This is a genomic window from Pararoseomonas sp. SCSIO 73927 (assembly GCF_037040815.1).
GTDB lineage: Bacteria > Pseudomonadota > Alphaproteobacteria > Acetobacterales > Acetobacteraceae > Roseomonas.
In genome coordinates this window covers 1,547,108-1,570,142 of the sequence record NZ_CP146232.1, presented here as the reverse complement: position 1 = coordinate 1,570,142, position 23,035 = coordinate 1,547,108, and the positions used below count along the sequence as shown (strand labels likewise).

General features: G+C 71.5%; 24 protein-coding genes. 22 read left to right on the top strand and 2 right to left on the bottom strand.

The window, feature by feature from the left end:
* Positions 1-12: 12 nt before the first annotated feature.
* The 21 genes from VQH23_RS07395 to VQH23_RS07295 all read left to right on the top strand — a co-directional run bounded on the left by VQH23_RS07395 (position 13) and on the right by VQH23_RS07295 (position 20,223).
* A complete protein-coding gene (locus VQH23_RS07395) occupies positions 13-2,115 on the top strand; it encodes a tape measure protein (protein WP_338664990.1) in 2,103 nt (700 codons plus the stop codon).
* Positions 2,115-3,497, top strand: a complete 1,383-nt coding sequence (locus VQH23_RS07390) for a DNA circularization N-terminal domain-containing protein (protein WP_338664989.1) — start codon at positions 2,115-2,117, stop codon at positions 3,495-3,497. Before VQH23_RS07395 ends, VQH23_RS07390 begins: the two co-directional genes overlap by 1 nt.
* The gene (locus tag VQH23_RS07385) at positions 3,494-4,765 is read left to right on the top strand and encodes a phage baseplate assembly protein (protein ID WP_338664988.1); all 1,272 of its coding nucleotides are present in this window, start codon (positions 3,494-3,496) and stop codon (positions 4,763-4,765) included. Before VQH23_RS07390 ends, VQH23_RS07385 begins: the two co-directional genes overlap by 4 nt.
* A complete protein-coding gene (locus VQH23_RS07380; RefSeq protein ID WP_338664987.1) occupies positions 4,762-5,334 on the top strand; it encodes a phage baseplate assembly protein V in 573 nt (190 codons plus the stop codon). The genes VQH23_RS07385 and VQH23_RS07380 overlap by 4 nt, the downstream gene beginning before the upstream one ends.
* Entirely contained in the window at positions 5,331-5,783 is a 453-nt protein-coding gene (locus tag VQH23_RS07375; RefSeq protein ID WP_338664986.1) for a phage GP46 family protein, read from the top strand. The genes VQH23_RS07380 and VQH23_RS07375 overlap by 4 nt, the downstream gene beginning before the upstream one ends.
* Entirely contained in the window at positions 5,783-6,844 is a 1,062-nt protein-coding gene (locus tag VQH23_RS07370; RefSeq protein WP_338664985.1) for a baseplate J/gp47 family protein, read from the top strand. The genes VQH23_RS07375 and VQH23_RS07370 overlap by 1 nt, the downstream gene beginning before the upstream one ends.
* Positions 6,841-7,428: a putative phage tail protein gene (locus tag VQH23_RS07365; protein ID WP_338664984.1), complete on the top strand. Its 588-nt coding sequence runs from the start codon at positions 6,841-6,843 to the stop codon at positions 7,426-7,428. The genes VQH23_RS07370 and VQH23_RS07365 overlap by 4 nt, the downstream gene beginning before the upstream one ends.
* Positions 7,428-8,264 carry a hypothetical protein gene (locus tag VQH23_RS07360; protein ID WP_338664983.1) on the top strand — a complete coding sequence of 279 codons (837 nt, stop codon included), beginning with the start codon at positions 7,428-7,430 and terminating at the stop codon, positions 8,262-8,264. Before VQH23_RS07365 ends, VQH23_RS07360 begins: the two co-directional genes overlap by 1 nt.
* A 2-nt stretch (positions 8,265-8,266) precedes the next feature.
* Positions 8,267-8,575 (top strand): hypothetical protein, encoded by a 309-nt coding sequence (locus VQH23_RS07355; protein WP_338664982.1) that lies wholly within the window; start codon positions 8,267-8,269, stop codon positions 8,573-8,575.
* A gap of 2 nt (positions 8,576-8,577) precedes the next feature.
* Positions 8,578-11,799, top strand: coding sequence for a hypothetical protein (locus VQH23_RS07350; RefSeq protein WP_338664981.1), 3,222 nt, complete (start codon positions 8,578-8,580; stop codon positions 11,797-11,799).
* Between the two features lie 37 nt (positions 11,800-11,836).
* The gene (locus VQH23_RS07345) at positions 11,837-12,196 is read left to right on the top strand and encodes a hypothetical protein (RefSeq protein WP_338664980.1); all 360 of its coding nucleotides are present in this window, start codon (positions 11,837-11,839) and stop codon (positions 12,194-12,196) included.
* Positions 12,196-13,389: a hypothetical protein gene (locus VQH23_RS07340; protein ID WP_338664979.1), complete on the top strand. Its 1,194-nt coding sequence runs from the start codon at positions 12,196-12,198 to the stop codon at positions 13,387-13,389. The genes VQH23_RS07345 and VQH23_RS07340 overlap by 1 nt, the downstream gene beginning before the upstream one ends.
* Before the next feature lie 147 nt (positions 13,390-13,536).
* A complete protein-coding gene (locus VQH23_RS07335; RefSeq protein WP_338664978.1) occupies positions 13,537-14,361 on the top strand; it encodes a DNA adenine methylase in 825 nt (274 codons plus the stop codon).
* 362 nt (positions 14,362-14,723) lie between these two features.
* On the top strand, positions 14,724-15,518 hold the full coding sequence (locus VQH23_RS07330) for a beta-ketoacyl synthase chain length factor (RefSeq protein WP_338664977.1): 795 nt from the start codon (positions 14,724-14,726) through the stop codon (positions 15,516-15,518).
* Between the two features lie 29 nt (positions 15,519-15,547).
* On the top strand, positions 15,548-15,928 hold the full coding sequence (locus VQH23_RS07325; protein WP_338664976.1) for a phosphotransferase: 381 nt from the start codon (positions 15,548-15,550) through the stop codon (positions 15,926-15,928).
* Complete coding sequence (gene fabG, locus VQH23_RS07320; RefSeq protein WP_338664975.1) at positions 15,925-16,641, top strand: 3-oxoacyl-ACP reductase FabG; 717 nt, start codon at positions 15,925-15,927, stop codon at positions 16,639-16,641. Before VQH23_RS07325 ends, fabG begins: the two co-directional genes overlap by 4 nt.
* Positions 16,638-17,174, top strand: a complete 537-nt coding sequence (locus VQH23_RS07315) for an NUDIX hydrolase (protein ID WP_338664974.1) — start codon at positions 16,638-16,640, stop codon at positions 17,172-17,174. Before fabG ends, VQH23_RS07315 begins: the two co-directional genes overlap by 4 nt.
* 7 nt (positions 17,175-17,181) lie before the next feature.
* Complete coding sequence (queC, locus tag VQH23_RS07310) at positions 17,182-17,883, top strand: 7-cyano-7-deazaguanine synthase QueC (protein WP_338664973.1); 702 nt, start codon at positions 17,182-17,184, stop codon at positions 17,881-17,883.
* A gap of 375 nt (positions 17,884-18,258) precedes the next feature.
* Positions 18,259-18,591, top strand: coding sequence for a thioredoxin TrxA (gene trxA, locus VQH23_RS07305; RefSeq protein ID WP_338664972.1), 333 nt, complete (start codon positions 18,259-18,261; stop codon positions 18,589-18,591).
* A 19-nt stretch (positions 18,592-18,610) separates the two neighbouring features.
* Entirely contained in the window at positions 18,611-19,738 is a 1,128-nt protein-coding gene (locus VQH23_RS07300) for a PQQ-dependent sugar dehydrogenase (protein WP_338664971.1), read from the top strand.
* On the top strand, positions 19,735-20,223 hold the full coding sequence (locus VQH23_RS07295; RefSeq protein ID WP_338664970.1) for a glutathione peroxidase: 489 nt from the start codon (positions 19,735-19,737) through the stop codon (positions 20,221-20,223). The genes VQH23_RS07300 and VQH23_RS07295 overlap by 4 nt, the downstream gene beginning before the upstream one ends.
* 4 nt (positions 20,224-20,227) lie before the next feature.
* On the opposite strand, the gene VQH23_RS07290 is transcribed toward VQH23_RS07295, so the two are convergent.
* Positions 20,228-20,842, bottom strand: coding sequence for a Maf family nucleotide pyrophosphatase (locus tag VQH23_RS07290; protein ID WP_338664969.1), 615 nt, complete (start codon positions 20,840-20,842; stop codon positions 20,228-20,230).
* A gap of 327 nt (positions 20,843-21,169) precedes the next feature.
* Positions 21,170-22,093 (bottom strand): dihydrodipicolinate synthase family protein, encoded by a 924-nt coding sequence (locus VQH23_RS07285; RefSeq protein ID WP_338664968.1) that lies wholly within the window; start codon positions 22,091-22,093, stop codon positions 21,170-21,172.
* A 138-nt stretch (positions 22,094-22,231) separates the two neighbouring features.
* Here VQH23_RS07285 and VQH23_RS07280 point away from each other — a divergent pair, with 138 nt between their 5' ends.
* Positions 22,232-22,858, top strand: coding sequence for a glutathione S-transferase family protein (locus tag VQH23_RS07280; protein WP_338664967.1), 627 nt, complete (start codon positions 22,232-22,234; stop codon positions 22,856-22,858).
* Positions 22,859-23,035 lie beyond the last annotated feature (177 nt).

Sequence of the window (23,035 nt, the reverse complement as noted above, 5' to 3'; positions counted from 1 at the left end):
AGCCACTAGCCGGTGCGCCTCGCCCTCATCCTCACCGCGGTGAACCAGCTGACGCGCCCGCTCGCGCAGGCGCACGCGCAGGTTCAGGCCTTCACGCGCCCGATCGCGGCAGTGAACGGCATGACGCGCCAGCTGGGCAGCGTGGCGGGGGTGGGCCGGCTAAGCGACGCCCTGCAGGGCGTCGGTCACCAGGCGCGGTACGCCATGGGGATGGTCGGTGGCTTGGCGAACCGGATGACAGGCCTCGGTGCCATTGCCGGCACCGCCCTCGGCTTTGCGTCGCTGGCCGGGTTCAACGCCGGCTTCGTGCGGCCGGCTGCCGAGATGGAGCGGATCCGGATCACGCTGGAGCGGGTCGAGGGCAGCTCCGCCGGTGCCCAGCGCGCCCTCGACTGGGTGAGCGACTTCGCCCGCCGGACCCCCTACGAGCTGGGGGAGGTAACGCGGGCCTTCCTCGACATCCGGAACCTCGGCCTCGATCCCACGAAGGGGGCGCTGGAGCGCGCAGGCGACGCGGCCGCCATCATGGGCACCCGCTACTCCGAGGCCGTCACGGCCCTGGCGGCCGCGCTGCGCGGGGAGTTCGACCCGCTGGAGCGCTTCGGCGTCTTCGCCAAGGTCGAGGGCGAGCGCGCGGTCATCGAGTGGGAGAACAACGGGCGCCGCATGCGCTCGGTGGTGGCCAAGACGAACCGCGCCCTCATCGCTGAGGCCATCACCCGCGCCTGGACCCAGAAGTTCGGCGGGGGGATGGAGGCCCTGGCCCAGAGCTGGGACGGCATGATGTCGAACCTGTCGGACACCTGGGGGCGCTTCCGTCTCCTCGTCATGCAGGGCGGCGTGTTCGACTTCCTGAAGACGCAGCTCGGTGAGCTGCTCTCCTGGACCGAGCGGCTCTCCGCCGACGGCACCTTGCAGCGATGGTCCTCCACGCTGGGAGGGCAGCTGCTCGCCCTCGGCCGTGGCGTGCGCGAGCTGGTGGTTGGCACGGCCGAGGTGCCGCCGCTGATGCAGAGGCTCAGCGCGGTGTTCGAGGTGGTCAACGGCATCGTCGGCCCGCTGGTGGAGCGATACGGCGGGCTGGAGCTGGCACTGGGCGCGATCGCTGCCATCGTCGCCGGTCCTGTAATCTCTGCCCTCGCCTCCATGGCAGTCGCCGTCATCACCCTCGGCGTCGCGCTGCTGACCACGCCGGTAGGCTGGGTCATCGCCGGCCTGGCCGCGATCGCCGGCGCCGTGACGCTGATCTACCGGAACTGGGGGCCGATCAGCACCTGGTTCTCCAACCTCTTCCGGCGCATCGCACGGGATCCGCAGGTGCAGTGGCTCCGATCGGTGCTGGGTCCGCTCTTCGCCGGGGTCGCCGCCTTCATCCAGCGCGCCTGGTCCGCCATGCCGGGGTTCTTCCGGAACCTCTGGACCTTCATCACCTCCCCGTTCACCGCGGCCGCCGCCCTGATCCAGCGTGCCTGGTCCGTCATGCCGGGGTTCTTCCGGAACCTCTGGACCTTCATCACCTCGCCCTTCACCGCGGCCTGGGGTGTCATCAAGCCCGTTCTGGACGCGCTGGGCGTGACCGACGCGCTGCAGGCCGCATGGGAGCCCCTGGCCTCTTTCTTCGAGGGTCTGTGGGAGCGGATTGAGGCCGCCTTCCGGGCCGCTTGGGACACGGTAAAGCCCATCATGGACAAGGTCGTAGAGGCCGTGCGCTTCCTCGACCGGGATGCGAATGTCGGCCAGCCCGGGCCGGCGCAGGGCCAGGTCAACCGCCGCATGGCCGGGCGGGCGCAGCGGATAGACGGCTACGACGACGAGGACATGCCGGATGTGCCGGCCCTGCCGCCGCGCGGCCTCTTCCTTGGCGATGTGATGCCGGATCCGCAGGCCTCACCGCGTGACGGCGTGCGTCTCCTTCCGCCTGGCGGAGCCCGCAACCCTCTCCTCCTGCCCCCTTCGGCCCCGCCGCCGGCGGCGCGACAGCGCGAGGAGGTCCGCGTCAACGCCGGCGGCAAGCTCCAGATCGAGATCCAGGACAACCGCACGAACGTGACCGGCCGCATGGATGACCCGCGGATCGGCCTCGACGTGCGGCGCGGCCTGAGCATGGCCGACTGATGAGCGTCACCCTCAGCACCCTCCTCGGCACGGGTAGCGTCAGCGGACCGCTGGACCGCATCTTCCGGAATGCCGCGCTCGGCGGACAGTCCTTCTGGGCCGCGGTGGCCGAGGACGGCCTGATCCGCCGGTGGGTTGCCCACGCCTTCCCGGGCCGTGACGAGCCCTGGCACGAGGATTTGGGGCTCGGTCCCGAGGACTTCGCCGTCGAGGGCATCCTCATCGGGGATGACGTGCTCGAACAGGCAGAGGCGATGCGGGAGATGTTCCGCAAGCCCGGCCCGAAGCAGCTGGAGCACCACCTTTACGGCGAGCTGCAGGTCGCGGTTTTGGACCTGCGGATCCGCCAGAGCCAGGACAAGCGCCGGGTCGCCTTCCTGAACTTCACCTGCCAGCGCTACGGCACGAAGCCAGCGCCTGAGGTGGCGGAGGACTTTCTCGGGCGGCTGAACCGCGAAATTGACGAGCTGATGGATGAGGCGCGGACGGAGGTCGGCCGCATTCAGCGCACCATCGCCCGCTACGACCGCGCCATTGGCCGGGTGCTCGGCGTCGTCCAGGGCGTGGCGAGTTCGGTCCTCGGCCTCTTCAACGGGTCCGGCCTCGCCGCCGCGCTGTCCAGCACGGTGACAGGGCGCGCGATCGCGGGGCTTGTGGGCCTGGCAGGCGGCTCCGGCGCGACCTTCATGTCGGACGTCGCCTCTGCCCTCACTGCCCTCCCGCGTGCCCTCTCGCATCAGGCCGGCGGCGCGGCCGTGCTGAGCCCGGCCGCCTTCGCGACGGCCACCTCCAGTCCTCCCGCGGTGCTGGAGACCTTGGCCCAGCCACGCGCCGCTTTCGTGGCCCTGACCCGCCTGGCAGAGGCCCCACCGATCACGGTGCCGGCGCCGGTGCTCGTGCCAGGGGTGGGCCCGGTGCCAGGGCCAGGACCGGGCGCGACCTCCAGCCAGGTACAGACCTTCGAGGCTGTCCGCGCCCTGCGGGTACTACTGCAGGTGTCCGCGGGCTGCGAGGCGGCGCGCGCAGCGGCGGAGATCCCCTTCGTCTCTCGCGAGGAGGCGATCGCCGCGCGGGACCAGGTGGCTGCGGTGCTGGACCAAGCGGCAGACGAGGCCACGTCCGCAGGGCTGGTGGCCTGCTGGCGGGCGGCCACCACCATCCGCGCTCAGTCCATCCGGGAGATCGGCGTGCGCGCTGCGCGCCTGCCGGTGCTTCAGCGCCTCACCCTGCCGGCCACCATGTCCGCCACCCTCCTGGCCTATCGGCTGGACGGCGACGACCTGGACGGCCTCCTGGACCGCGCCGCCGCCCTCGCCGCGCGCACCGGCGCCCGTCACCCGAGCTTCGTGCCGGGCGGTGTCGAGCTGGAGGTCGAGCGGTGAGCGAGACCACCCGGAGGGGCTTCACCAGTGCGGCCGGGCTGGAGGTGGTGATCGCCGACCGGATCCACCGCGGCTGGCGTGAGGCCTCGATCGAGGTCGGGATCGAAGCCGTCGCCGGGAAGATGGAACTGAAGCTTGCAGAGCGCTGGGCTGGCGAGGACAAGCCGCGTCTCATCCTGCCCGGGCAGGCCTTCAAGGCGACGCTGGACGGGGAGATCGTCATCGAGGGCTTCATCGAGGCCGTCGACCCCGAGTACGACGAGACCGATCACGTCCTGACCATCACCGGCCGCGAGCGCACGCAGGACCTCGTCGACTGCGCGGCCGTGCTCGACGGCCCGCACGAGTGGAAGAACATCAAGCTCGACGAGGCATGCCGGCGCATCTGTGCCCCCTACGGCATCCTGGTCGAAGCGCAGTGCGACGTCGGCGCGGTGTTCCCGCGCTTCTCGATCGAGCCCGGCGAGGCGGCCTGGGACACGATCGAGCGGCACTGCCGGCAAAGGGCGGTGCTGGCCACGGGCAACGGTCGCGGCACGCTGCTGATCACCCGCTCGGGCCTCGGCGGCACCGGCGCCGGGCCGATCCAGCTCGGCGGCCCGGAGGGCAACATCCGGAAGGCCAAGGGCGTCTTCGACTGGAGCCAGCGCCACCACCTGGTTGTCGTGCGCGGCCAGGCGCAGGGCGGGAAGGTCGACGGCGAGGGCCTCTATGACGTCACGAACGAGCGCAAGCCGGTCCTGGTGGAGCGCCACGGCACCGGGCCGAAGGCCGCGCAGGGCACTCTCCGCGGCCAGGGACGGGCACGGGACGCCGAGATCGGGCGCTACCGACCGAAGGTCATCATCGCCGAAACGCAGGGGGGTGGCGCCAGCTTCCAGGAGCGGGCCGAGTGGGACGTGCGCGTCGCCGCCGGTCGCTCGCGGCGGCCGACCTACACCGTCCCGGGCTGGCGAGGCTCCACCGGCGCGCTCTGGCGCCCCAACACCATGGTGCCCGTGGCAGACGCCTACCTTGACGTCCGCGAGGAGCTGCTCGTCGCCGGGGTGAAGTGGGCCGTCACGCAAGACGGCTCGCTGACCGAGCTGCAGGTCACGCGCAAGGACGCCTTCGCGCGCATCGCCGAGCCCGCCAGCAACCAGGGGCAGGGCAAGAAGAAGGGCGGCGGCCTGATGGGTGGCGAGGGCGACTTCTACGAGGACGACCGGGGCCGCTTCGTGCGGCTGAAGCCCGGTGAGCAGCCCCCGCCGGGCCGGAGCAAGCCGTGACCCCGGGGCAGTTCCAGCGCCTGATCGCGCCCTTGCGCCGCCGCGTCATGCTCGCCGTCGGCCGGGCGGTGCTGCACGCGGCCACCGATGGGCAAGGCCTGCAGAAGCTGCAGGTGACCATGCTCGCCGACGAGACCCGGGAGGACGTGGACCATGTCCAGACCTACGGGCTGGCCACCGCGCCGCTTGCCGGCGCCCACGTGGTTGTCGTGTGCGTCGGCGGCAGCCGGGACCATCCCGTCGCCGTCGCCGTCGAGGATCCCCGCTTCCGGCCGGGCGGCCTCGGGGCGGGCGAGGTGTGCTTGTACAGCTACCAGGACGCGGGCGGCGCCGGGCACCGCGTGATCCTGACGGGCGAGCGGAAGATCCGGGCTGAAGGCCTGGAAATCGAGCTGAAAGGGGAGACGAAGGTCCGGGTCGATAGCCCGCTGCTGGAGTGCACGGGCGAGATCCGGGACCGCTGTGAATCCGGCGGCGTCACCATGGCGGACATGCGCCAATCCTACGACGAGCACGGCCACCCGGACGCCGCCGCGCCGCCATCCCCGCTGATGCAGGGGGGCGCATGATCGGCCTCCTTTGGGACAACGGGGTCGGCGAGGCCGTGCTGGCGCGGTCCTCGTCCGGCGCCCTGGCGCACGATGACGGCCTCGGCACCGCGGTGCTCCTGTCGCTCTTCATCGACCGGCGGGCCGAGCCGGGCGCCCGCCTCCCCGACGAGCGGGCGTTCGTTGCCTTCGGAGGGCGGCCGGATCGCCGAGGATCGCCGCTCGACGTGCTGGCCCCAGATGACCGCTGGGGCTCCCACCTCTGGCTTCTCGATCGCGAGAGCACCACCACGGCCGTGCTGCGGCAGGCCGAACGCTACGCCCGCGCCGCCCTGCAGTGGATGATCGAGGACGGCCTGATCACCGCGCTCCAGGTTGCCGCCTCCTATGGACGGGAAGCCTGGATGGACCTGCAGATCGACGCGGCCCTGCCGGATGGCAGCGTCTTCAGTCTCACGGTGCCTGTCTGATGCCCTTCGTCCGCTCCACCCCGGCCGAGATGCGCGCCCGCCTCCGTGCGGAGGTCGAGAGCGTCCTATCCGGCTCCGACGCTCGCTTGCGCCGCTCGATCGAGGAGATCCTTGTCCGGGTCACCGCGCTCGGAGCCGAGGAACACCACCAGCACTTGGACTGGAACGCCAAGCAGCTGCTGCCCGACACGGCGGAGGACGAGGTACTGGCGCGTCATGCCTCGATCTGGGGCGTGGCCCGCCTGGCCCGGACCTTCGCCCATGGCGACACCTGCACCGTTTCGGGCGCCACGCAGGGCGCCATCATCCCGGCCGGCGCGGAACTCCGCCGTGGCGACGACGTGCGGTTCGTCACTGACGTCGACGCGACCGTCGGGGCCGGCGGCGGTGCCACGCTCGCAGTGACGGCCTTGGTGGCGGGCTCGGCGGCCAACACCGAGGTCGGCACCACCTTGGATTTCGTCAGCCCCATCCCCGGCGTTGTCGGCGCGGTCACCGTCGCCGGCGATGGCATCAGGGGCGGCGAGGAGGAGGAGAGCGACGACCGCCTGTTGAGCCGCCTCCTGGATCGCATCCAGGATCCACCGGCCGGCGGCAAGGCGAGCGACTACAAGCGCTGGGCGCGCCAGATCGCCGGCGTCGGGGAGGTCTTTGTCTATCCCGGGCAGTACGGCCGCGGCACCGTCGCAGTGCTCTTTCTCACCGAGGAGGGCGGGATCCCGCCTGCGCCGCTGGTCGTGGACGTGGCCGCAACCATTGAGGCAGAGCGGCCTGTGACCGCGGCCGTGACGGTTCTGCCGCCGGCCGCATTCCCGATCGCTTACACGGTGAAGCTGGATCCCGACACGTCGGCCGCGCGCGCGGCCGCGGAGGCCGCGATGGTCGAGTTCCACGCGGCCGAAGTCGCGCCCGGAGAAGTGCTGCACCTCTCGCGGCTGTCCGCCGCCATCTCGGCCGCGGACGGAGAGAACTGGCATCGCATCATCTCCCCGGTGGCCGACCCGGTCCCGGGTTGGGGGCAGCTCCCCACCTACGTCCCGGGTTCGGTGACCTGGGCATGAGCCACACCCGAGAGGACCACCACGCTCAGCTCCAGGGCCTCCTCCCCCCCGGCCGAGCCATGGCGAGCGGCGAGATCGGTGCCCTCCTCGCGCCGTTCGCCAGCGAGCTAGCCTGGACCGGCGAGCGCGCGGCCGCGCTGCTGGAAGAACTGGACCCGCGCACGGCGACGGAGATGCTTCCGGATTTTGAGCGGGTGCTCGGTCCGGATCCCTGCGGCCGCGATGGGCTCGGCCTCGACATGGAGGGGCGGCGCGCGATCGCGCATCAGCGCTGGACCACGCGCGGCGGCGCCAGCATCGCCTTCTTCGTCGACCTGGCCGCCAAGCTGGGGGTGGCCATCACGATCGAGGAGAGCGAGCCCACTGTCTGCGGCGAAGCTGAGTGCGGGGACGAGCTGACCCCCGAGGACGAGATCTTCGTCTGGACCGTCCACCTGCCCCTGGAGCGCGAGATCGAGGCGGAGTGCGGCGTGACGGAGTGCGGCGACTTCCTCGGGGAGTTCGCGCCCAACCTCGTCGAATGCGTGATCCGGGACCTCGCCCCCGCCCACACCACCGTCGTCTTCTCCTACGAGGCCACCTGATGGATCGCACGACCGCCTGGAACAACGTCGACATCGGCGCTGGCCGCCGCGGCTACCGCGACAAGAACAAGTCGGCCGGCATCGGCGGAACCGGCTTGGCGGCCGCTGATAGGAACGCCATCCAGGAGGAATTGCTGGCCATCATTGAGGCGGCAGGCCTGGTGCCGAGCGCCGGCAATTGGGCTCAGGTGCTGCAGGCCATCCGGGTGCTCCGGGGCGGCAAGGCGGAGTTCATCACCACCTCCCAGGCCTGGGTCGTCCCGCCCGGCGTCACGCGCGTGCGCTTTCGCATGTGGGCGGGCGGCGGCGGCGGCGGCGGGTCGGCGAACCCTAACTCCGCGGCAGCCGGCGGCGGCGCGGGTGCCTATGTCGAGGGCTACCTCGTCGTTACCCCCGGGCAGATCCTGAACCTGACCGTGGGGGCAGGCGGCATCGGCGGTGTGGCGGGCATCGCGGGCGGAACCGGCGGGGCGGGCGGCTCCACCATCATCCTGAACTACGCAAGTTGCGGGGGTGGCGGCGGCGGGACGGGTGCCAACGGCATCATCTCCTCCCCTGGTGGTGCGGCGGGCACCCCCGGCATCACCGCCGGAGTGAACGCCAAGGGCTTCACCGGCCTGGGCGGCGGCACAGGGTTCGTGACCGGCGACAACGGGCGAACAGGCGGCGGTGGTGGGCCGGCATTCTCGTCCGCCGCTCCGGGCAGCGCGGCGAGCGACGCGACGACCCCGCAGATCGGCGGCACGGCGTCGCTCCCCGGCGCCGGCGCCGCGGGCGGCGTTGCCGGCGGGAACGGCGGCAAGGGCGCCGACGGCCTGATCATCCTGGAGTACTGAGCATGGCCACCTACGCCCAGACCGCGACGCGGGCGGTCGATCTCACCCAGCCCGACGGCGCGACGCGCAGCTTCCAACAGGGCGAGGTTGTGAACCTGATCCTCTGGGATGGCACCGCCGAGATCTCCGTGGACGAGGGGACGGAGCTGCGCCCGGTGCCGGATGGCTGGGGCGTGGTGGACGGGCAGGTCGTCGACCTCTCCACCTTTCCGGTGCCGCCCCCGCCACCTGCCCCGCCCGAGCCAACGAAGGCCGAGCTGCTGGCGCAGGCGGAGGCCCTCCTGGCACGCATCAACGCGATGCCGTCCTAGCCATGGCAGTTCCAGCCCCCGTCCGGCTCCGGATCAGGCAGGACCCGCTCGGGGTCACCTCAGGTACGCCCGTGGCCGGCCAGGCCGTCCGGATCCGCATCGACGCCAGCGACGAGGCGGGGAAGCCGCTCGACGTCGACGGCCTGGTGCTGGTGGTGCTCCGGCCGGGGGCGAAGCGCGCCGTCCGCTACCAGGCCGTGCGGCTCGCCTTGGGCGCCTACTACGTGGACCTGCCGCTCGACGCCGGCGGGAACTGGCGCTTCCTGGCGCGCTGCCGAACCCCGCGCGATGCCCGGGCGGAGCTGACCCTGAAGGTCGCGGGCAGCACCGTCCTGCCGACATCGCCCCCGCCGGACGTGCTCCTCACCGAAGACGACGAGATCCTGACCTTCGAGGACGGTGCGCCCTGGGATGCCCGGCGCGTGAAGGGGCTGCCTCCGGCGACCGGTATTGCTGGCCGCGTCATGCACGTGGTCGGGCCGGGGGGAGATGAGCACCTCCCGCTGGAGGATCTCGTCGGCGCGGCGGGTGAGAGCGTCTACTACCCCGAGGCCCAGCCCGACCTGAAGACGCCCATGATCGAGAAGCTCCGGCAATTTCCGGACATGGAGCGCGACTTCAAAGCGCGGATGGACGGGGCCAGCGACGACACGGCCCCCCTGGTGGACGCGGTGCGCTCGGGGAAGCGTGTGCTCTTCCCGCCCGAGTACCGCCCGCTAGTCACCTATGACGAGGCGAAGACCAACGGCCCCTGCCGGCTAGAGGGCAACGGGCGCCTCTCGCCGATCATCCAGCGGACGTACTGCATGCGCGTGGTCCGCGTGATGGACGACGACTGCTACCTCTCCGGCCTGCGCTTCATCCAGCCCCACCCGATGGTGAAGCCGACCAGCGCGGCGAAGCCCAATGGGTACTGGCCCTATGGCGGCTCGGCGGCCGAGGGCCTCAACGACAGCATGGGCCAGATCGCGGCGCTGCACATCACGGGCAATCGCTTCACCGGGCGGGATCTAGGCTTCACGAACTTCCCGGTCTCGATCCGCCTTCGACCGGTCGACACCGCCAATCATCAGAACGTCGGCGCTGACATGCGCGGCATTTTCACGCGCAACACGGACTTCGGGATCCTGTTCACCAGCATCGCGGACTTCCACCTCGAGCTGAAGTACGAGAACATCACGGGCACGGACATCATCCCAGGCACTGGCCTGAGTTTCCGGCCTCCCCATCCCGTCTACGGCACAAACCCAGGCAGCCTGGCCGAGAGCCCCGAGGATGACCTGGAGGATACCCCCACGCAGCGCCTCAACGAGGGGGGCTACCTCTTCGTGGAGGGCAACGGGAGCCGGTTCAGCGATGTGGTCAAGATCCGTGGGGCCAGGGGGATCGAGATCCACATCCTGACCCGCTCGCAGGAGACTGCGGCGCACATATCCTACTCGCAGGGCGTCAATATCGCGTCGCTGACCGCAGACGACATGGCCCCGGCGCCCATCTGGGACATCGCGAACCGGCGCTGGGTTGAGGACCCGAACCCCGTGACCGGCGCGGGTTACGGGGTCTCTTTCGCCTACGCGACGGACTGCATCGTGAACAACCCGCTGATCATAGGCCGCTCGGGCTTCGACGCCTGGGGCGGCATGCGCGCCTACTATAACTCCGAGCGTTGCGTGATGATCGGCGGTCGCATCGTCCGCAACAGCACGGCCGACCTGAAGAGCCCCTTCGCCCGCTTTGAGCGGGGCTCCAGGAGCTGCGGCATGCGGGGCACTCACCTCGTGGACCGCGGGGCGGGCGACTACTACGCCATCATGGACACCGGCGGGGACGGCACGGTGATCGATCGCGTCACCATTGATCGCGAGAACAAGGCGGCCACCAGGGGCATCTACATCGGCTCCCTCACCAAGAACTTCAGCATGATTGCCCCTGACGGCTTGTTCCCGGGCGAGGGGGTGGCAGCAGTCGAGGACTACGGCACGGCCACCGCCATCAAGAAGCCGATCTACCTCACCCACCTGCAGCTCCCCGCGCCTGCGAGAGTGCCAGGGCACTCGGCGGTCCTGAAGGCGGGCACCGACGGGCGGACGGACGAGCAGATCTACAGCACCGGGACGGCCTGGCTCTACCGGGACAAGGCGCCGGTGCAGGTCCTCTCCATCGCCGCACAGCCCGCGAGCACGGTGGCTGGCGCCGAGCTGACCATGCGGGTGCAGGCCCAGAACCTGGCGGCCGTTCGGTTCACGGTGCTGGACAGCTCGGGCGCGACGGTCGGTTCCCCCGTGGTCGTCAAGCCCATGGCCGGCGCGGCCCTCTTCTCGGGCGTCGCTCCGGGGGTCGGCACGGGCTACGCCATCCGGGCCGAGGATCCGGCAGGGGGTGTGGCAGCGGTCACCAGTGGCGCCTTCTCGGTCACGGCACCGGCGGCCTGGTCGTTCGCCCCGCTCGACCTCGGGGCGCAGTACGTCGCCGCCGCCACCCTCAACAACCCGGCCTGCTTCCTGCCAGACGGTGCCGGCGGGGCGCTTGAGGTCCGCGACCTCTACGATCCGACCAAGCGCCTCGTCGCCGCCAACGTCGCCATTCCGCCTGCTCCGGCATCCCCGCAGCTGATCACCACGGCCGGGATCACCGGTGACAAGCGGGCCCTGGTCTTCAGCGGCTCGCAGTACATGCGGACGGAGGGGAACTGGCCGGCCCTGGCCCAGGCCTTCAACGGAGACCTCTCCGCCTCGTCCTGGGTGGTCTGGGTCGCGGGCCGGTTCGCCTCGCTAAGCGGCAGGTCCATGCTGGGCGCCTGGGTGCTGGCCGCGGTCTCAACACCGACGCGCACCGAGCTTCGCAGTCAGGGGACGGCTGGGCTCGGGAAGCAGCTGCTGGTCCGGTCGCCCAACGGGAACACACAATCCGATATCGCGGCGGGCAACCCCGACACAGCCCCATTCGTGGCGTGCTTCGCCAAGCAGGGGGGAACCATCCACGGTTGGATCAACGGCTTCGACCCCGTGCCCCACGTCACGCGGGCGGTGACCGGCGGCGGCGTGCTCACCGCGACCGACTTCCTTCTGGGGGCGACCGTGTCGGGCGGAGCGTACACGCCATCGGCCTTCGGCGAGTTCACCGCCTTCATGGTCGCCAACGGCACCTTCCCGCTGGTCTTGGACGGCAGGCTCCACAACGGGATGAGGTGGGCCGGCGACGAGATCGGGCGCGTGGTGCCTTGATCCGAGCCCAAAGCCCCCGGTCCCACAGGAGAATGCTGTGAACACTTTCCAGGAAATCACCTTTCCCATCCCGGCCGGCCAGTCTGTCAGCGAGGCAGCGCGCCTGGGCGGGGGCGCCATCCTGGGGTTGGTCCTGCCGTCCGATTGGGAGGGCGGTGCCGTGGTCGCGGTCCAGGGGGCGCTCGCCGAGGCGCCGGCGGCCGGGGACTGGTTCGACGTGGCCGACGGCTCCGGCGTGACCGCCACGCTGGGGCCGACGACGGGCAAGCTCCTCCAGTTCGACGTTCCTCCGAAGGGCTGCCGGTGGGTGCGGTTGGTGAGCCGCAGCTCCGCCGGCGCCCCGGCCGCTCAGGCGGCTGCCAAGACGATCCGGGCATCGGTCTGGTTCTTCACCTGATGATGGATGCTGCCCTGCAGCTGCTGCTGACGCCGAGAAGGCGCCGGATCCGCCTCATCTCCCCCGGCGCCCCGGGCGTCCTTGGCTCCGGTGCCGCCTTCTCGCGCCCCTCACCCGCCACCTACACCGGCCAGGACGGCGTGTCCGTGCTGCCTGTGGCGCCCGAGATGCCGCGCTTCCAGGGGCTGGCAGGGTTCCTCCCGATGGAGGGAGCCACCATCAACTTCACCGCCGACAGCGACGGCCTGCCCGTGCCAGTCGGGACCAACACGGTGGAGTTCTCGGGCGAGGCGCCGGCCAAGTTCGTGGGCCGCCAGGTGGTTAAGCACGTCCGCGGCGCGGACACGGCCGACACGAATTGCGGGGCGTGGGCGACGATCCGGGGCGGCTCTTACAACACCACCTTCACCTACTACCGGTGGGTCTATGTCCAGGCGGACAGCACGGCGACCGCCATCACCTTCGGCCTGGAGCATCCCTCCGGCGGCCTCTGGGGCGCGGCGATGCGGCCGGTAGCCGCCGACATGGCGCGGCGGAATGTGTGGCAGCGCCTCGCGATCACCGTCACCACCGCCAGCAGTGGCTCCTCGCCCTCGAACCCCGGCCTGGTGCTGCGGATGGCCGGCCCAGCGGGGTCCTACTGCTACTCTCAGGCCACGCAGTTCGAGCTGGGCGCGATCCCATCCAGCTACGTCCCGACGGCCGGGGCACCGGCGAACCGGGCGATGGAGGTCCTCAACTGCGTCATCCCCGCCGCGCAGCGGCGGGGCACGGTGGTTGGGAGGATCCTCATTCCGGCGGACGTGCCCGCCTCGGCCTATCTCGGGCTGTTCTGCCTCGACAGCGGGGGCAACACGAACCGCTCCTACATCGCAAAGGAGGTGGGCGGGAACACCATCGTCTTCGGTCGCGCGGGCACGGGTGGCGGACAGTTCAACATGGCCACCATCCAGCCCGGCGTGCCCTTCGGGTACGCGATCGGCTGGGACGTCGAGACCGGCGCCGTCCGGGCCAGCATCGCTGGCAGCCCTGTCCAAGGCTTTACGGGCACGACCGCGGCGAACCGCTTCCTGCCCGGGAACGGCCATCCCGGGCTCAATAGCCCCGCCTGGTCAGAGTATGGCGCCCATGACCTCTACCCAGGGGTGCTTCTCCCCGACCCGCGGCTCCAGGCCCTCGCCTTGGCCGCATAGAGGGGCGTGATCGCCTGACGACCTCCCCGCCGGCAGGCGGGGGCAAGGGGCGCGTCAACGCCTCGAGCCGCGCGGTAGGGCCGCGCATGGGTAAACCCACCCCGCCCTCTCCGGCCGGAGGGGAGGGAGCATGGAATCTTTTACGCAATGGAGTCTCGCGATTCGCTGGACCTGACGCCTGTCCAGCCTGTTCAGCCCCCGGCCGCCTACCTCGGGGGCAAGCGCAACCTGGCCGGCCGCATCGCAGAGCAGCTGCGCCAGGTGCCCCACCGAACCTATGTGGAGCCCTTCGTCGGCATGGGCGGCGTGTTCCTACGCCGCCCCTTCCGGTCCCAGGTGGAGGTGATCAACGACCGCTCCCGGGACGTCTCGAACCTCTTCCGGATCCTCCAGCGGCACTACGTCCAGCTGATGGACACCCTGCGCTGGCAGATCACCAGTCGGGCGGAGTTCGAGCGCCTGCAGGCGGCCGAGGCCGATACCCTCACCGACCTGGAGCGGGCCGCTCGGTTCCTCTACCTCCAGCGCCTCAGTTTCGGGGGCAAGATCGAGGGGCGGAACTTCGGGGTGGACCCCTCCACCCCCGGCCGCTTCGACGTGACCAAGCTCGGGCCGGTCCTGGACGCAGTGCACGAGCGCCTAGCGGGGATGGTGATTGAGTGCCTGCCCTACGAGGAGGCGATCCGGCGCTACGACCGGGAGAGCACCCTCTTCTACCTCGACCCGCCCTATCATGGGTGCGAGGGGGACTACCTGCCCGGCCTCTTTGGCCCTCGGGACTTCGACCACATGGCGGCCATCCTGGCCCGGGTGAAGGGGCGCTTCCTGGTGAGCCTCAACGACACGCCGGAGGTCCGCCGGATCTTCGGCCGCTTCTCGATCACGGCGGTGGACACGACGTACAGCGTTGCCGGCGGCCGGCGGGCAGGGGGTGCCGGCGAGGCGAAGGAGGTGCTCATCTCGGGGCCATAAGGGGGCGCTTAGGGCGCCCTGAGATCTGCCTTAGAGGGGCCCGAAGTGGTTGCAGAAACGGGTGTCAGAAATTGCAGAAATGGCTGTCGCGCTTCAGGAGAGAACGAATTCTCTCCCCCTGGACCCCCTCTCATCTTTCTCTGGGCGGCTGCCGCGGGAGCCTCGTCTGGCGGTGCGCCGGAGGTCGATGACCTCAGGCGACTGACATGGCTGCCCGGGCCGGCCTGGCATCAGAACTTCTTCGGCGCTGCCCTTCGGCCTTCACGTCCGCGGCAGCCCGATCGCGGGGTCTGGGGAGCCCGCTGGCTCCCCAGCGGAGGGTTCCAGGGAGGCAGCGCCTCCCTGGGGCAGCACGCGCCGACATGAGGTGCCGGATCGCCGGCGTGGGCCTTCTCGGGCCGGGCCTGCCGGGCTGGGAGGCGTCCCGCCCCGTCCTGACAGGGGAGGTGCCCTGGGAGCCGGGGCCGGTCGCCCTGCCGCCCCCCGCGGCGCTGCCGGCCACGGAGCGGCGGCGCACCAGCGCTTCGGTCCGGCTGGCGCTGGCCGCCGCCGCGGAGGCCGTGGCCGCTTCCGGCCTGCCGGCGGGGGAACTGGAGACGGTGTTCGCCTCCTCCAATGGCGACGGGGCGGTGGTGGGGGCGATCCTGGAGGCGCTCTCGGGCGGGGACGGGGCGATCTCGCCCACGCAGTTCCACAACTCCGTGCACAACGCGGCGGCGGGGTACTGGGGGATCGCGGCAGGGTCCATGCGGCCCTCCGTCAGCCTCGGCGGGCACGACGACAGCTTTCCCACGGGGCTGCTGCAGGCGGCGGCGGCGGTCGTCGCGCGCGGGGTGCCCGTGCTGTTCTGCGCCTACGACGCGCCGTTGCCGCCGCCGCTCCACGCCCGCCGGCCGACCGAGGCGCCCTTCGCCGCGGCGCTGGTGCTGGTGCCGGACGTGCAGGGGGTGGGCACGCCCCTGACGGTAGGGTTCGTGGAGGCGGCGGAGGAGGGCCCGGCCGGGCCGCTGGCCGCCCTGGCGGCGGGCAACCCGGCCGCCCGCGCCGTGCCGCTGCTCCGGGCCCTGGCGGCGGGGCGTGCCGCGCGGATCGGGCTGCCGCTGGCCGATGGCGGGGCGGTGGTGCTGGGGCTGGGCGACCCCGGAGAGGCAATGTGACGGTGCCGCGCGTGCCTCATGCAGGGGCCATGCGGCTGCTGGACCGCGTGGTGGCGCACGACGCGGATTCCATCGCCTGCACCGCCACCTCGCACCGCGACCCGGCCAACCCGCTGCGGCGGGACGGGGTGCTGCCGGTGGTCTGCGGGGTGGAGTACGCGCTGCAGGCCATGGCGGCGCACGGCGCGCTGACGGGGGATGGGGAGGCGCAGCCGCCGGGCTACCTTGCCAGCCTGCGCGGGGTGGAGATGGCGGTGGAGCGGCTGGACGACATCGCCGCCGAGCTGCGCGTAGAGGCGCGCGCGCTGTCCCGCGCCGCGCGGGGCTTCGTCTATGCCTTCACGGTGGCGGCGGGGGACCGCATCCTGCTCTCCGGCCAGGCGGCCATCATCATTCCGGAATCTCCATGATCCGTGCCATCGTCAGCGGCGGCGCCAGCCCGATCGGCGCCGCCATCTCTCGCGCCCTGGCGCGGGACGGGCACCACGTGATCGTCCATGCCAGCGGCAATCCGGATCGGGCGCGCGACTTGGCGGCGGAGATCGCCACCTCCGGCGGCAGCGCGGAGGCCGTCACCTTCGACCTGACCGACGCCGCCGCCTGCGGCGCCGCGCTGGCCGTGCTGCTGGAAGGCGGGCCGGTGCAGGTGGCCGTGCACAACGCCGGCACGCATGACGATGCGCCGATGGCCGGCATGTCCGCGCAGCAATGGCATTCCGTGGTGGACGTCTCGCTGAACGGCTTCTTCCACCTGATGCGGCCGCTGCTGCTGCCGATGATCGGCACGCGGTACGGGCGCATCGTCGCCGTCTCCTCCGTCTCCGGCGTAATGGGCAACCGCGGCCAGGCGAACTACGCCGCCGCCAAGGCCGGGCTGCACGGGGCGGTGAAGTCGCTTTCCATGGAGTGTGCGCCGCGCGGCGTGACGGCGAACGCGGTGGCGCCCGGACTGATCGAGAGCCCCGCCGCCGCGTCCTTCACGCCCGAGCAGATCCGGGGGATGGTGCCCGCGCGCCGCGCCGGGCGGCCGGAGGAGGTGGCGGATCTCGTCGCCTTCCTCGCCTCGCCCCGCGCGGGCTACATCACCGGGCAGGTGATCTCCATCAACGGGGGAATGGCGTGACGATCGAGACCCTCTCGACGCGGCTGGCTTACGAGAATCCCTGGACGCGCGTGCGCGAGGACATCATCCGCCGCCAGGACGGGTCCCAGGGCCTCTACGGCGTTGTCGAGCGGTCCGACTTCGTGGTGGTGGTGCCGGTGCAGGACGGGCGCGTGACGCTGGTGGAGCAGTTCCGCTACCCCGTGCAGCGCCGCATGTGGGAGTTCGTGATGGGCATGTGGGAGACCCGCCCCGGCACGGACCCTGCGAGGATCGCCGCCGGCGAGCTGCGCGAGGAGACCGGGCTGATTGCCGACCGCATGACCTATGCCGGTGAGATGTTCCAGGGCGCGGGCTACTGCAACCAGCGCGGCCACGTCTTCCTGGCGACCGAGCTGACGATGGGCGAGACGGCGCGGGAGAGCACGGAGCAGGACCTGGTGTGCCGCGACTTCGCGCTCGCCGAGGTGGAGGCGATGCTGCGCGACGGCGTGATCGTGGACGCGATGAGCATGGCGGCCTTCGGGCTGCTGCGCCTTAAGGGACTGATCTAGCCCGGCCATGACGGACGAAGGCGCCCTGGTCCTCTTCTCCGGCGGGCAGGATTCCACCACCTGCCTCGCCTGGGCGCTGGACCGCTTCGCCCGCGTGGAGACGCTGGGCTTCGATTACGGCCAGCGCCACCGGGTGGAGCTGGAGTGCCGCGACAGGCTGCGCGCCGGGCTGCGCGCGATGAAGCCGGAATGGGCGGAGCGGCTGGGGGAGGACCACACCCTCTCCATCCCCGTGCTCGGCGCCATCTCCGACACGGCGCTGACGCGCGACGTGGCGATCGCGATGGAGGCGGGCGGGCTGCCCAACACCTTCGTGCCCGGGCGGAACCTCGTCTTCCTCACCTTCGCCGCCGCGCTGGCCTATCGCCGCGGCCTGCGCCGCATCGTCGGCGGCATGTGCGAGACGGACTACTCCGGCTACCCGGACTGCCGCGACGACACGATCAAGGCGCTGCAGGCGGCGCTGAACCTCGGCATGGCATCCCGCTTCGTGCTGGAGACGCCGCTGATGTGGATCGACAAGGCCGAGACCTGGCGCCTGGCGCAGCGCCTGGGCGGCGAGGCGCTGGTGCGGCTGGTCGTGGAGGAGACCCACACCTGCTACCGCGGGGAGCGCGGGCCGATGCACCCCTGGGGCCATGGCTGCGGCACCTGCCCGGCCTGCGAGCTGCGCGCGGCGGGGTGGCAGCGTTTCGCGGAGGCGGTCTGATTCACCTTTCTGGGCTGTCCGGCACCAGGGGGCTTTGCCCCCTGGAACCCCCACCAGGAGGCTGAGCCTCCTGGACCTGCATCGGGCTGCCGCGGGACTGACGGGAGATGTCGGCCCTCTACGATTAGCACCCCATCCTGCCCCTGCAGTCGCCTCGGCTCCACGAGCCGAGGCGCACCGTCAGCCGGGTCCAGACCAACTCGAAGAAGAAGATGATGGTGAGGGGTCCGGGGAGAGGAAGAACTCCTTCTTCCTCTCCCCGGCCACGGAGGGCCGCCGCAAGGCCGGGCCCTCCCTGTCTTGACCGGTGGCCGGGGCATCCCGATTTTCTATCCGAACCCGGCATCGGGCCCCATCACTGGGACGAGATTGAGCATGAGCGAGAACACCAAGGCTGTCAGCGACGACAGCTTCAAGACGGACGTGCTGGAGGCTTCCGGCCCCGTCCTCGTGGATTTCTGGGCGGAGTGGTGCGGCCCCTGCCGCCTGGTCGGCCCGATCCTGGACGAGATCGGCAAGGACTACGCGGGCAAGCTGACGGTCGCGAAGGTGAACATCGACGACAACCCGATGACGCCGAACGAGTACGCGGTGCGTGGCATCCCTACCATGATCCTGTTCAAGGACGGCAAGCCCGTGGACATGAAGGTGGGCGCCATGCCGCGCGGCCAGCTCCGCGCCTGGGTGGATCAGGCGATCGCCGGCTGATCCGGGGGGCCTGAACCGCTTGCGCACCGCACTCCTGTTGCTGCTGGGGCTGGCCGCCTGCGCCAGCCCCGTCTCGTCGCAGGAGGTGGTGCGGAGCGAGCGCGCGGCCTTCCGCGTGACCGACTTCGCCACGGGTCTGGAACGCCCCTGGGGCGCGGCCTTCCTGCCGGATGGCCGCCTGCTGGTGACGGAGCGGCCGGGGCGGCTGCGGATTGTCGGGCGGGACGGCGCCGTCTCGGCCCCCGTCCCCGGCGTGCCCGAGGTGGTGGCGCAGGGCCAGGGCGGGCTGCTGGACGTGGCCCTGGCGCCGGATTTCCCGGCCACGCAGCAGGTGTATTTCTGCCTCGCCGGCGCGGCGGGGGGCGGGGCGCTGACGCGCTTGGCCACCGCGCGCTTCTCCGCGGACATGGCGCGGCTGGAGGGCACCACCACCCTGCTCGACGCGACGCCGGCCCAGTCCTCCGGGCGGAACCATTACGGCTGCCGCATCGTCTTCGCGCCGGACGGGAAGCTGATGCTCTCCACCGGGGATCGCTACACCGACAAGGAGCGGGCGCAGCGGCTGGACGACCTCGGCGGCAAGGTGCTGCGGCTGGAGCGGGACGGGCGCCCGGCGGAGGGCAATCCCTTCATCGGCCGCGCGGGCGCGAGGCCGGAGATCTTCACCTACGGGCACCGCAACCCGCAGGGGCTGACGATCAACCCCGCCACCGGCTCCGCCATCGAGATTGAGTTCGGGGCGCGCGGTGGGGACGAGGTGAACCGGCTGCGCGCGGGCGCCAATTATGGCTGGCCGCTGGTCTCCTACGGCACGGATTACGACGGCAGCCCGATCGGCACGGGGCAGGCGAGCGCGCCGGGGATCGAGGAGCCGCTGCGGCACTGGACCCCGGCCGTCAGCCCTTCCGGCGGGAACTTCTACGCGGGGGGCGCCTTTCCCGGCTGGCGGGGCAACCTCTTCGTCTCCGCGCTGCGGACGCCCGGCCTGGTGCGCCTGACCATGGACGGGGACCGCGTGGTGGGGGAGGAGCGGCTGCTCTGGGGCCGCACGCGCCTGCGCCACGTGCTGCCGGGGCCGGACGGCCTCCTCTACATCCTCACCGACGAGACACAGGGCCGGGTGATCCGGCTGGAGCCCGCGAATTGAGCGATACCGGCCTTCTCGACCTCTCCGCCCCCCTTCCCGGGGGCGGTGCCCAGCCCCTTGCCGACTACGGGGGCAAGGTGCTGCTGGTGGTGAACACGGCGAGCCGCTGCGGCTTCACGCCGCAATATGCGGGGCTGGAGGCGCTGCAGCGCCGCTACGGCGAGCGCGGCTTCCAGGTGCTGGCCTTCCCCTGCAACCAGTTCGGCTCCCAGGAGCCGGGGAATGCAGAGGAGATCGCCAGCTTCTGCACCACGAAGTACGACGTCACCTTCCCCGTCTTCGCCAAGGTCGAGGTGAACGGGTCCGGGGCGGACCCGGTCTTCCGCCACCTGAAGCACGCCGCCCCCGGTGCCCTGGGCACGGAGGCGATCAAGTGGAACTTCACCAAGTTCCTGATCGACCGGAACGGCAAGGTGGTGTCCCGCTACGCCCCCACCACGGCGCCGGAGAAGCTCTCCGGCGACATCGAGATGCTGCTGGGCTGACCTCCTAGCGCAGCAGCACCCCGTGCTGCCGCAGGAAGCCGAGCAGCGGCAGCAACGGCAGGCCGAGGATGGCGGCGTGCTCGCCCTCCACCCGGTCGAAGAGCTGCACCCCCGGCCCTTCCAGCCGGTAAGCCCCCACGCTCTCCGTCACCCGCTCCCCCTCCGCCGCCAGATAGGCGTCGATGAAGGCGTCCGACACCGCGCGCATCGCCAGCCGCGGCTGCGACACGTGCCCCCAGACCCGCCGCCCGCCCCGCCAGCACAGCACCGCCGTCACCAGCCGGTGCTCCTTCCCGCGCAGCGCCTCCAGGTGCCCGCGCGCCGCCTCTGGGCCCTCCGGCTTGTCGAACCAGCGGTCCTCCAGCACCAGCATCTGGTCGCAGCCGATCACCAGCGCCTCCGGCTGCGCCGCCGCCACGCGCCGCGCCTTCGCCTCCGCCAGCATCATCGCGGTGTCCTCGGGCGAGAAGCCCTCCGCCCGCGCGCTCTCCTTGATGGAGGCCTCGTCCACCGCCGCCGCGACTGCCTCGAAGCGCAGCCCGGCCGCTTCCAGCACCGCACGGCGGGCGGAAGAGGCGCTAGCCAGGATCAGCGGGGGGTCTTCGGTCTGGAAACTCACGCTTCTCTCCCCTGGGCGTTTCTCGGGCGCCTGTTCTGGCAGGGGGGCTCCGGCGGCCTCAAGGGAGGGGAGAAGGAATTCTCCCCTCCCTTGAACCCACCCCTCATCTTTTTCTGGTGGGCTGCCGCGGAATGCTGAACTGGTGTCTCGCCTCGGGTCCATGACCCGAGGCGCGGGACATGTCCGTCCGCGCGCTCATGAGGAAAGCCTGCGGCGCCGCCCGTCGATCATCGTATCCGCGGCAGCCAGATGGGAGGTCCGTGAACCTCAGGTTCCCGGCGGGGGTTCCAGGGGGCAGCGCCCCCTGGTGGCCACCCGCGCGCCAGATCAGGCCGCGTCGGCGCGCAGCAACCCCCACTCGCCCAGGCGCTGCTGCAGCAGGGTGGCCTGGCGATCCGTCAGCGGCCAGGCGCCGGGCGGGCGGACATGGCCGCAGTCGTTGCCCATCAGGGCCAGGGCCGCCTTCACCACGGTGACGTTGGTGCCGTTCCCCTCCTCGGCGCGCAGCTCCTCGAAGGCGCCCATGATGCCGATGAGCGCGTTGGCGCGCGCGTAGTCGCCGGCGGCAAGGGCGGCGTGGATGGCCACGGAGTGCTCCGGCCAGACGTTGATGAGGCCGGAGGTGAAGCCGCGCGCGCCGACGGCGGTGAAGGGCGGCGCCCAGACCTCGGCCAGGCCGCCGACCCAGACGGTGGAGGGGTCGGCGCGGCGGATCGCCTCGGCGAGCTTCAGGGGGGAGGGGGCGGCCCACTTCACCCCGGCCACGCCGGGGATGGCGCAGAGCTTCTCAATCGCGTCCAGGCCGATGCCGTCGTTGCGGAGGTAGAGGACGAGGGGAAGGCCGTCGCCGGCCTCGGCCACGCGCTGGACGTAGGCGACGCCGCCGCGCGGGGAGACGAAGGGGTCGGGCGGCTGGTGCACCATGAGCGCGGAGGCGCCCGCGGCGCGCGAGGCGCGGGTGAGGGCCACGGCATCCCCGATGCTGCGGCCGACGCCGGCCACCACGGGCACGCGGCCATCCACCATCTCCGTCACGGCGTGGACCATCGTCTCCGCCTCGGCGGTGGTCAGGCCGTAAAACTCGCCGGTGTTGCCGTTGGCGGTGAGGATGTGGACCCCGGCCGCCACGGCGCGATCAATCACCGGGCGCAGCTTCGCGGGGGCCACGCGGTCCTCGGCGTCGAAGGGCGTGACGAGGATGCCGGAGATGCCGGGCAGCGCCGCCAGCACGCGGTCGTTCGGGGAGGCCATGTCTGGATTCTTTCCTGGTCGTCCGCGCAAACTGCTATAGCAGAACGTGCCGGACGGCAAGCGGCGAGGCCGCCCCAATTCGCCGCAGGGACGCGGCGTGCTATCGCCGCCGTCTCCGTGATTGAGAGGCGATGCCGCATGCCCCTGACCCTCTATGGCTGCCTTCGTTCCCGCGCCACGCGCCCGGTCTGGGCCGCGATGGAGCTGGGGCTGGATTTCCGCCGCGTGCCGGTGATCCAGGCCTACCGGTTGAAGGATCCGGCCGCGCCGGACGCGCCGTTCAACACCGCCTCCCCCGACTTCCGGGCCGTGAACCCCAACGGCCTGATCCCCACGATGGAGGATGACGGCTTCGTCCTGAACGAGTCCCAGGCCATCACCCTCTACCTCGCCCGCAAGGCCGGCGGCCTGCTGGGTCCGCGGGACGCGAGGGAGGAGGCGCTGGTGGCCATGTGGGCCCTCTGGGGCCGCGGCATCGAGGATGACTGCCTGTCCATTGTCCAGAAGAAGGAGCCGGAGGCGGCGGCCGGCCGCCTGCGCGCCCCCTTCGCCGTGCTGGATGCAGCCCTGGCGGAGGGCGGCGGCTTCCTGGTGGGCGGCCGCTTCACCGTGGCCGACCTCAACCTCGCCGAGATCATCCGCTACGCGCAGCCGGATAGGAGCCTGTTCGAGGCCGCGCCGCAGGTGCAAGCCTGGATCACCGCGTGCCAGGCCCGGCCGGCCTTCCAGGCGATGATGAAGGAGCGTGAGGCGGAGCCGCTGTAGCGGCGCCTGCGGACAGCCCACGGGGGAGGCTTCGCCTCCCCCGAGAACCCCTCCACCGGGGTGGCGACGGCCACTCCGGACCCCGCGATCGGGCCGCCGCGGCTGCAATGATCAAAGGGGTTTCTGAACCGCAGCCCAGCCGCTCCTGCCCCTGCCGTCGCTTCGGGGCCGCGACCC

What these genes read in the sequence shown, in the direction of transcription:
- VQH23_RS07390 (WP_338664989.1), top strand. Translation starts at nt 2,115, where the DNA reads ATGAGCGTCACCCTCAGCACCCTCCTCGGCACGGGTAGCGTCAGCGGA.
- VQH23_RS07375 (WP_338664986.1), top strand. Translation starts at nt 5,331, where the DNA reads ATGATCGGCCTCCTTTGGGACAACGGGGTCGGCGAGGCCGTGCTGGCG.
- VQH23_RS07370 (WP_338664985.1), top strand. Translation starts at nt 5,783, where the DNA reads ATGCCCTTCGTCCGCTCCACCCCGGCCGAGATGCGCGCCCGCCTCCGT.
- VQH23_RS07365 (WP_338664984.1), top strand. Translation starts at nt 6,841, where the DNA reads ATGAGCCACACCCGAGAGGACCACCACGCTCAGCTCCAGGGCCTCCTC.
- VQH23_RS07360 (WP_338664983.1), top strand. Translation starts at nt 7,428, where the DNA reads ATGGATCGCACGACCGCCTGGAACAACGTCGACATCGGCGCTGGCCGC.
- VQH23_RS07355 (WP_338664982.1), top strand. Translation starts at nt 8,267, where the DNA reads ATGGCCACCTACGCCCAGACCGCGACGCGGGCGGTCGATCTCACCCAG.
- VQH23_RS07350 (WP_338664981.1), top strand. Translation starts at nt 8,578, where the DNA reads ATGGCAGTTCCAGCCCCCGTCCGGCTCCGGATCAGGCAGGACCCGCTC.
- VQH23_RS07340 (WP_338664979.1), top strand. Translation starts at nt 12,196, where the DNA reads ATGATGGATGCTGCCCTGCAGCTGCTGCTGACGCCGAGAAGGCGCCGG.
- VQH23_RS07335 (WP_338664978.1), top strand. Translation starts at nt 13,537, where the DNA reads ATGGAGTCTCGCGATTCGCTGGACCTGACGCCTGTCCAGCCTGTTCAG.
- VQH23_RS07330 (WP_338664977.1), top strand. Translation starts at nt 14,724, where the DNA reads ATGAGGTGCCGGATCGCCGGCGTGGGCCTTCTCGGGCCGGGCCTGCCG.
- VQH23_RS07325 (WP_338664976.1), top strand. Translation starts at nt 15,548, where the DNA reads ATGCGGCTGCTGGACCGCGTGGTGGCGCACGACGCGGATTCCATCGCC.
- fabG (WP_338664975.1), top strand. Translation starts at nt 15,925, where the DNA reads ATGATCCGTGCCATCGTCAGCGGCGGCGCCAGCCCGATCGGCGCCGCC.
- queC (WP_338664973.1), top strand. Translation starts at nt 17,182, where the DNA reads ATGACGGACGAAGGCGCCCTGGTCCTCTTCTCCGGCGGGCAGGATTCC.
- trxA (WP_338664972.1), top strand. Translation starts at nt 18,259, where the DNA reads ATGAGCGAGAACACCAAGGCTGTCAGCGACGACAGCTTCAAGACGGAC.
- VQH23_RS07285 (WP_338664968.1), bottom strand. Translation starts at nt 22,093, where the DNA reads ATGGCCTCCCCGAACGACCGCGTGCTGGCGGCGCTGCCCGGCATCTCC.
- VQH23_RS07280 (WP_338664967.1), top strand. Translation starts at nt 22,232, where the DNA reads ATGCCCCTGACCCTCTATGGCTGCCTTCGTTCCCGCGCCACGCGCCCG.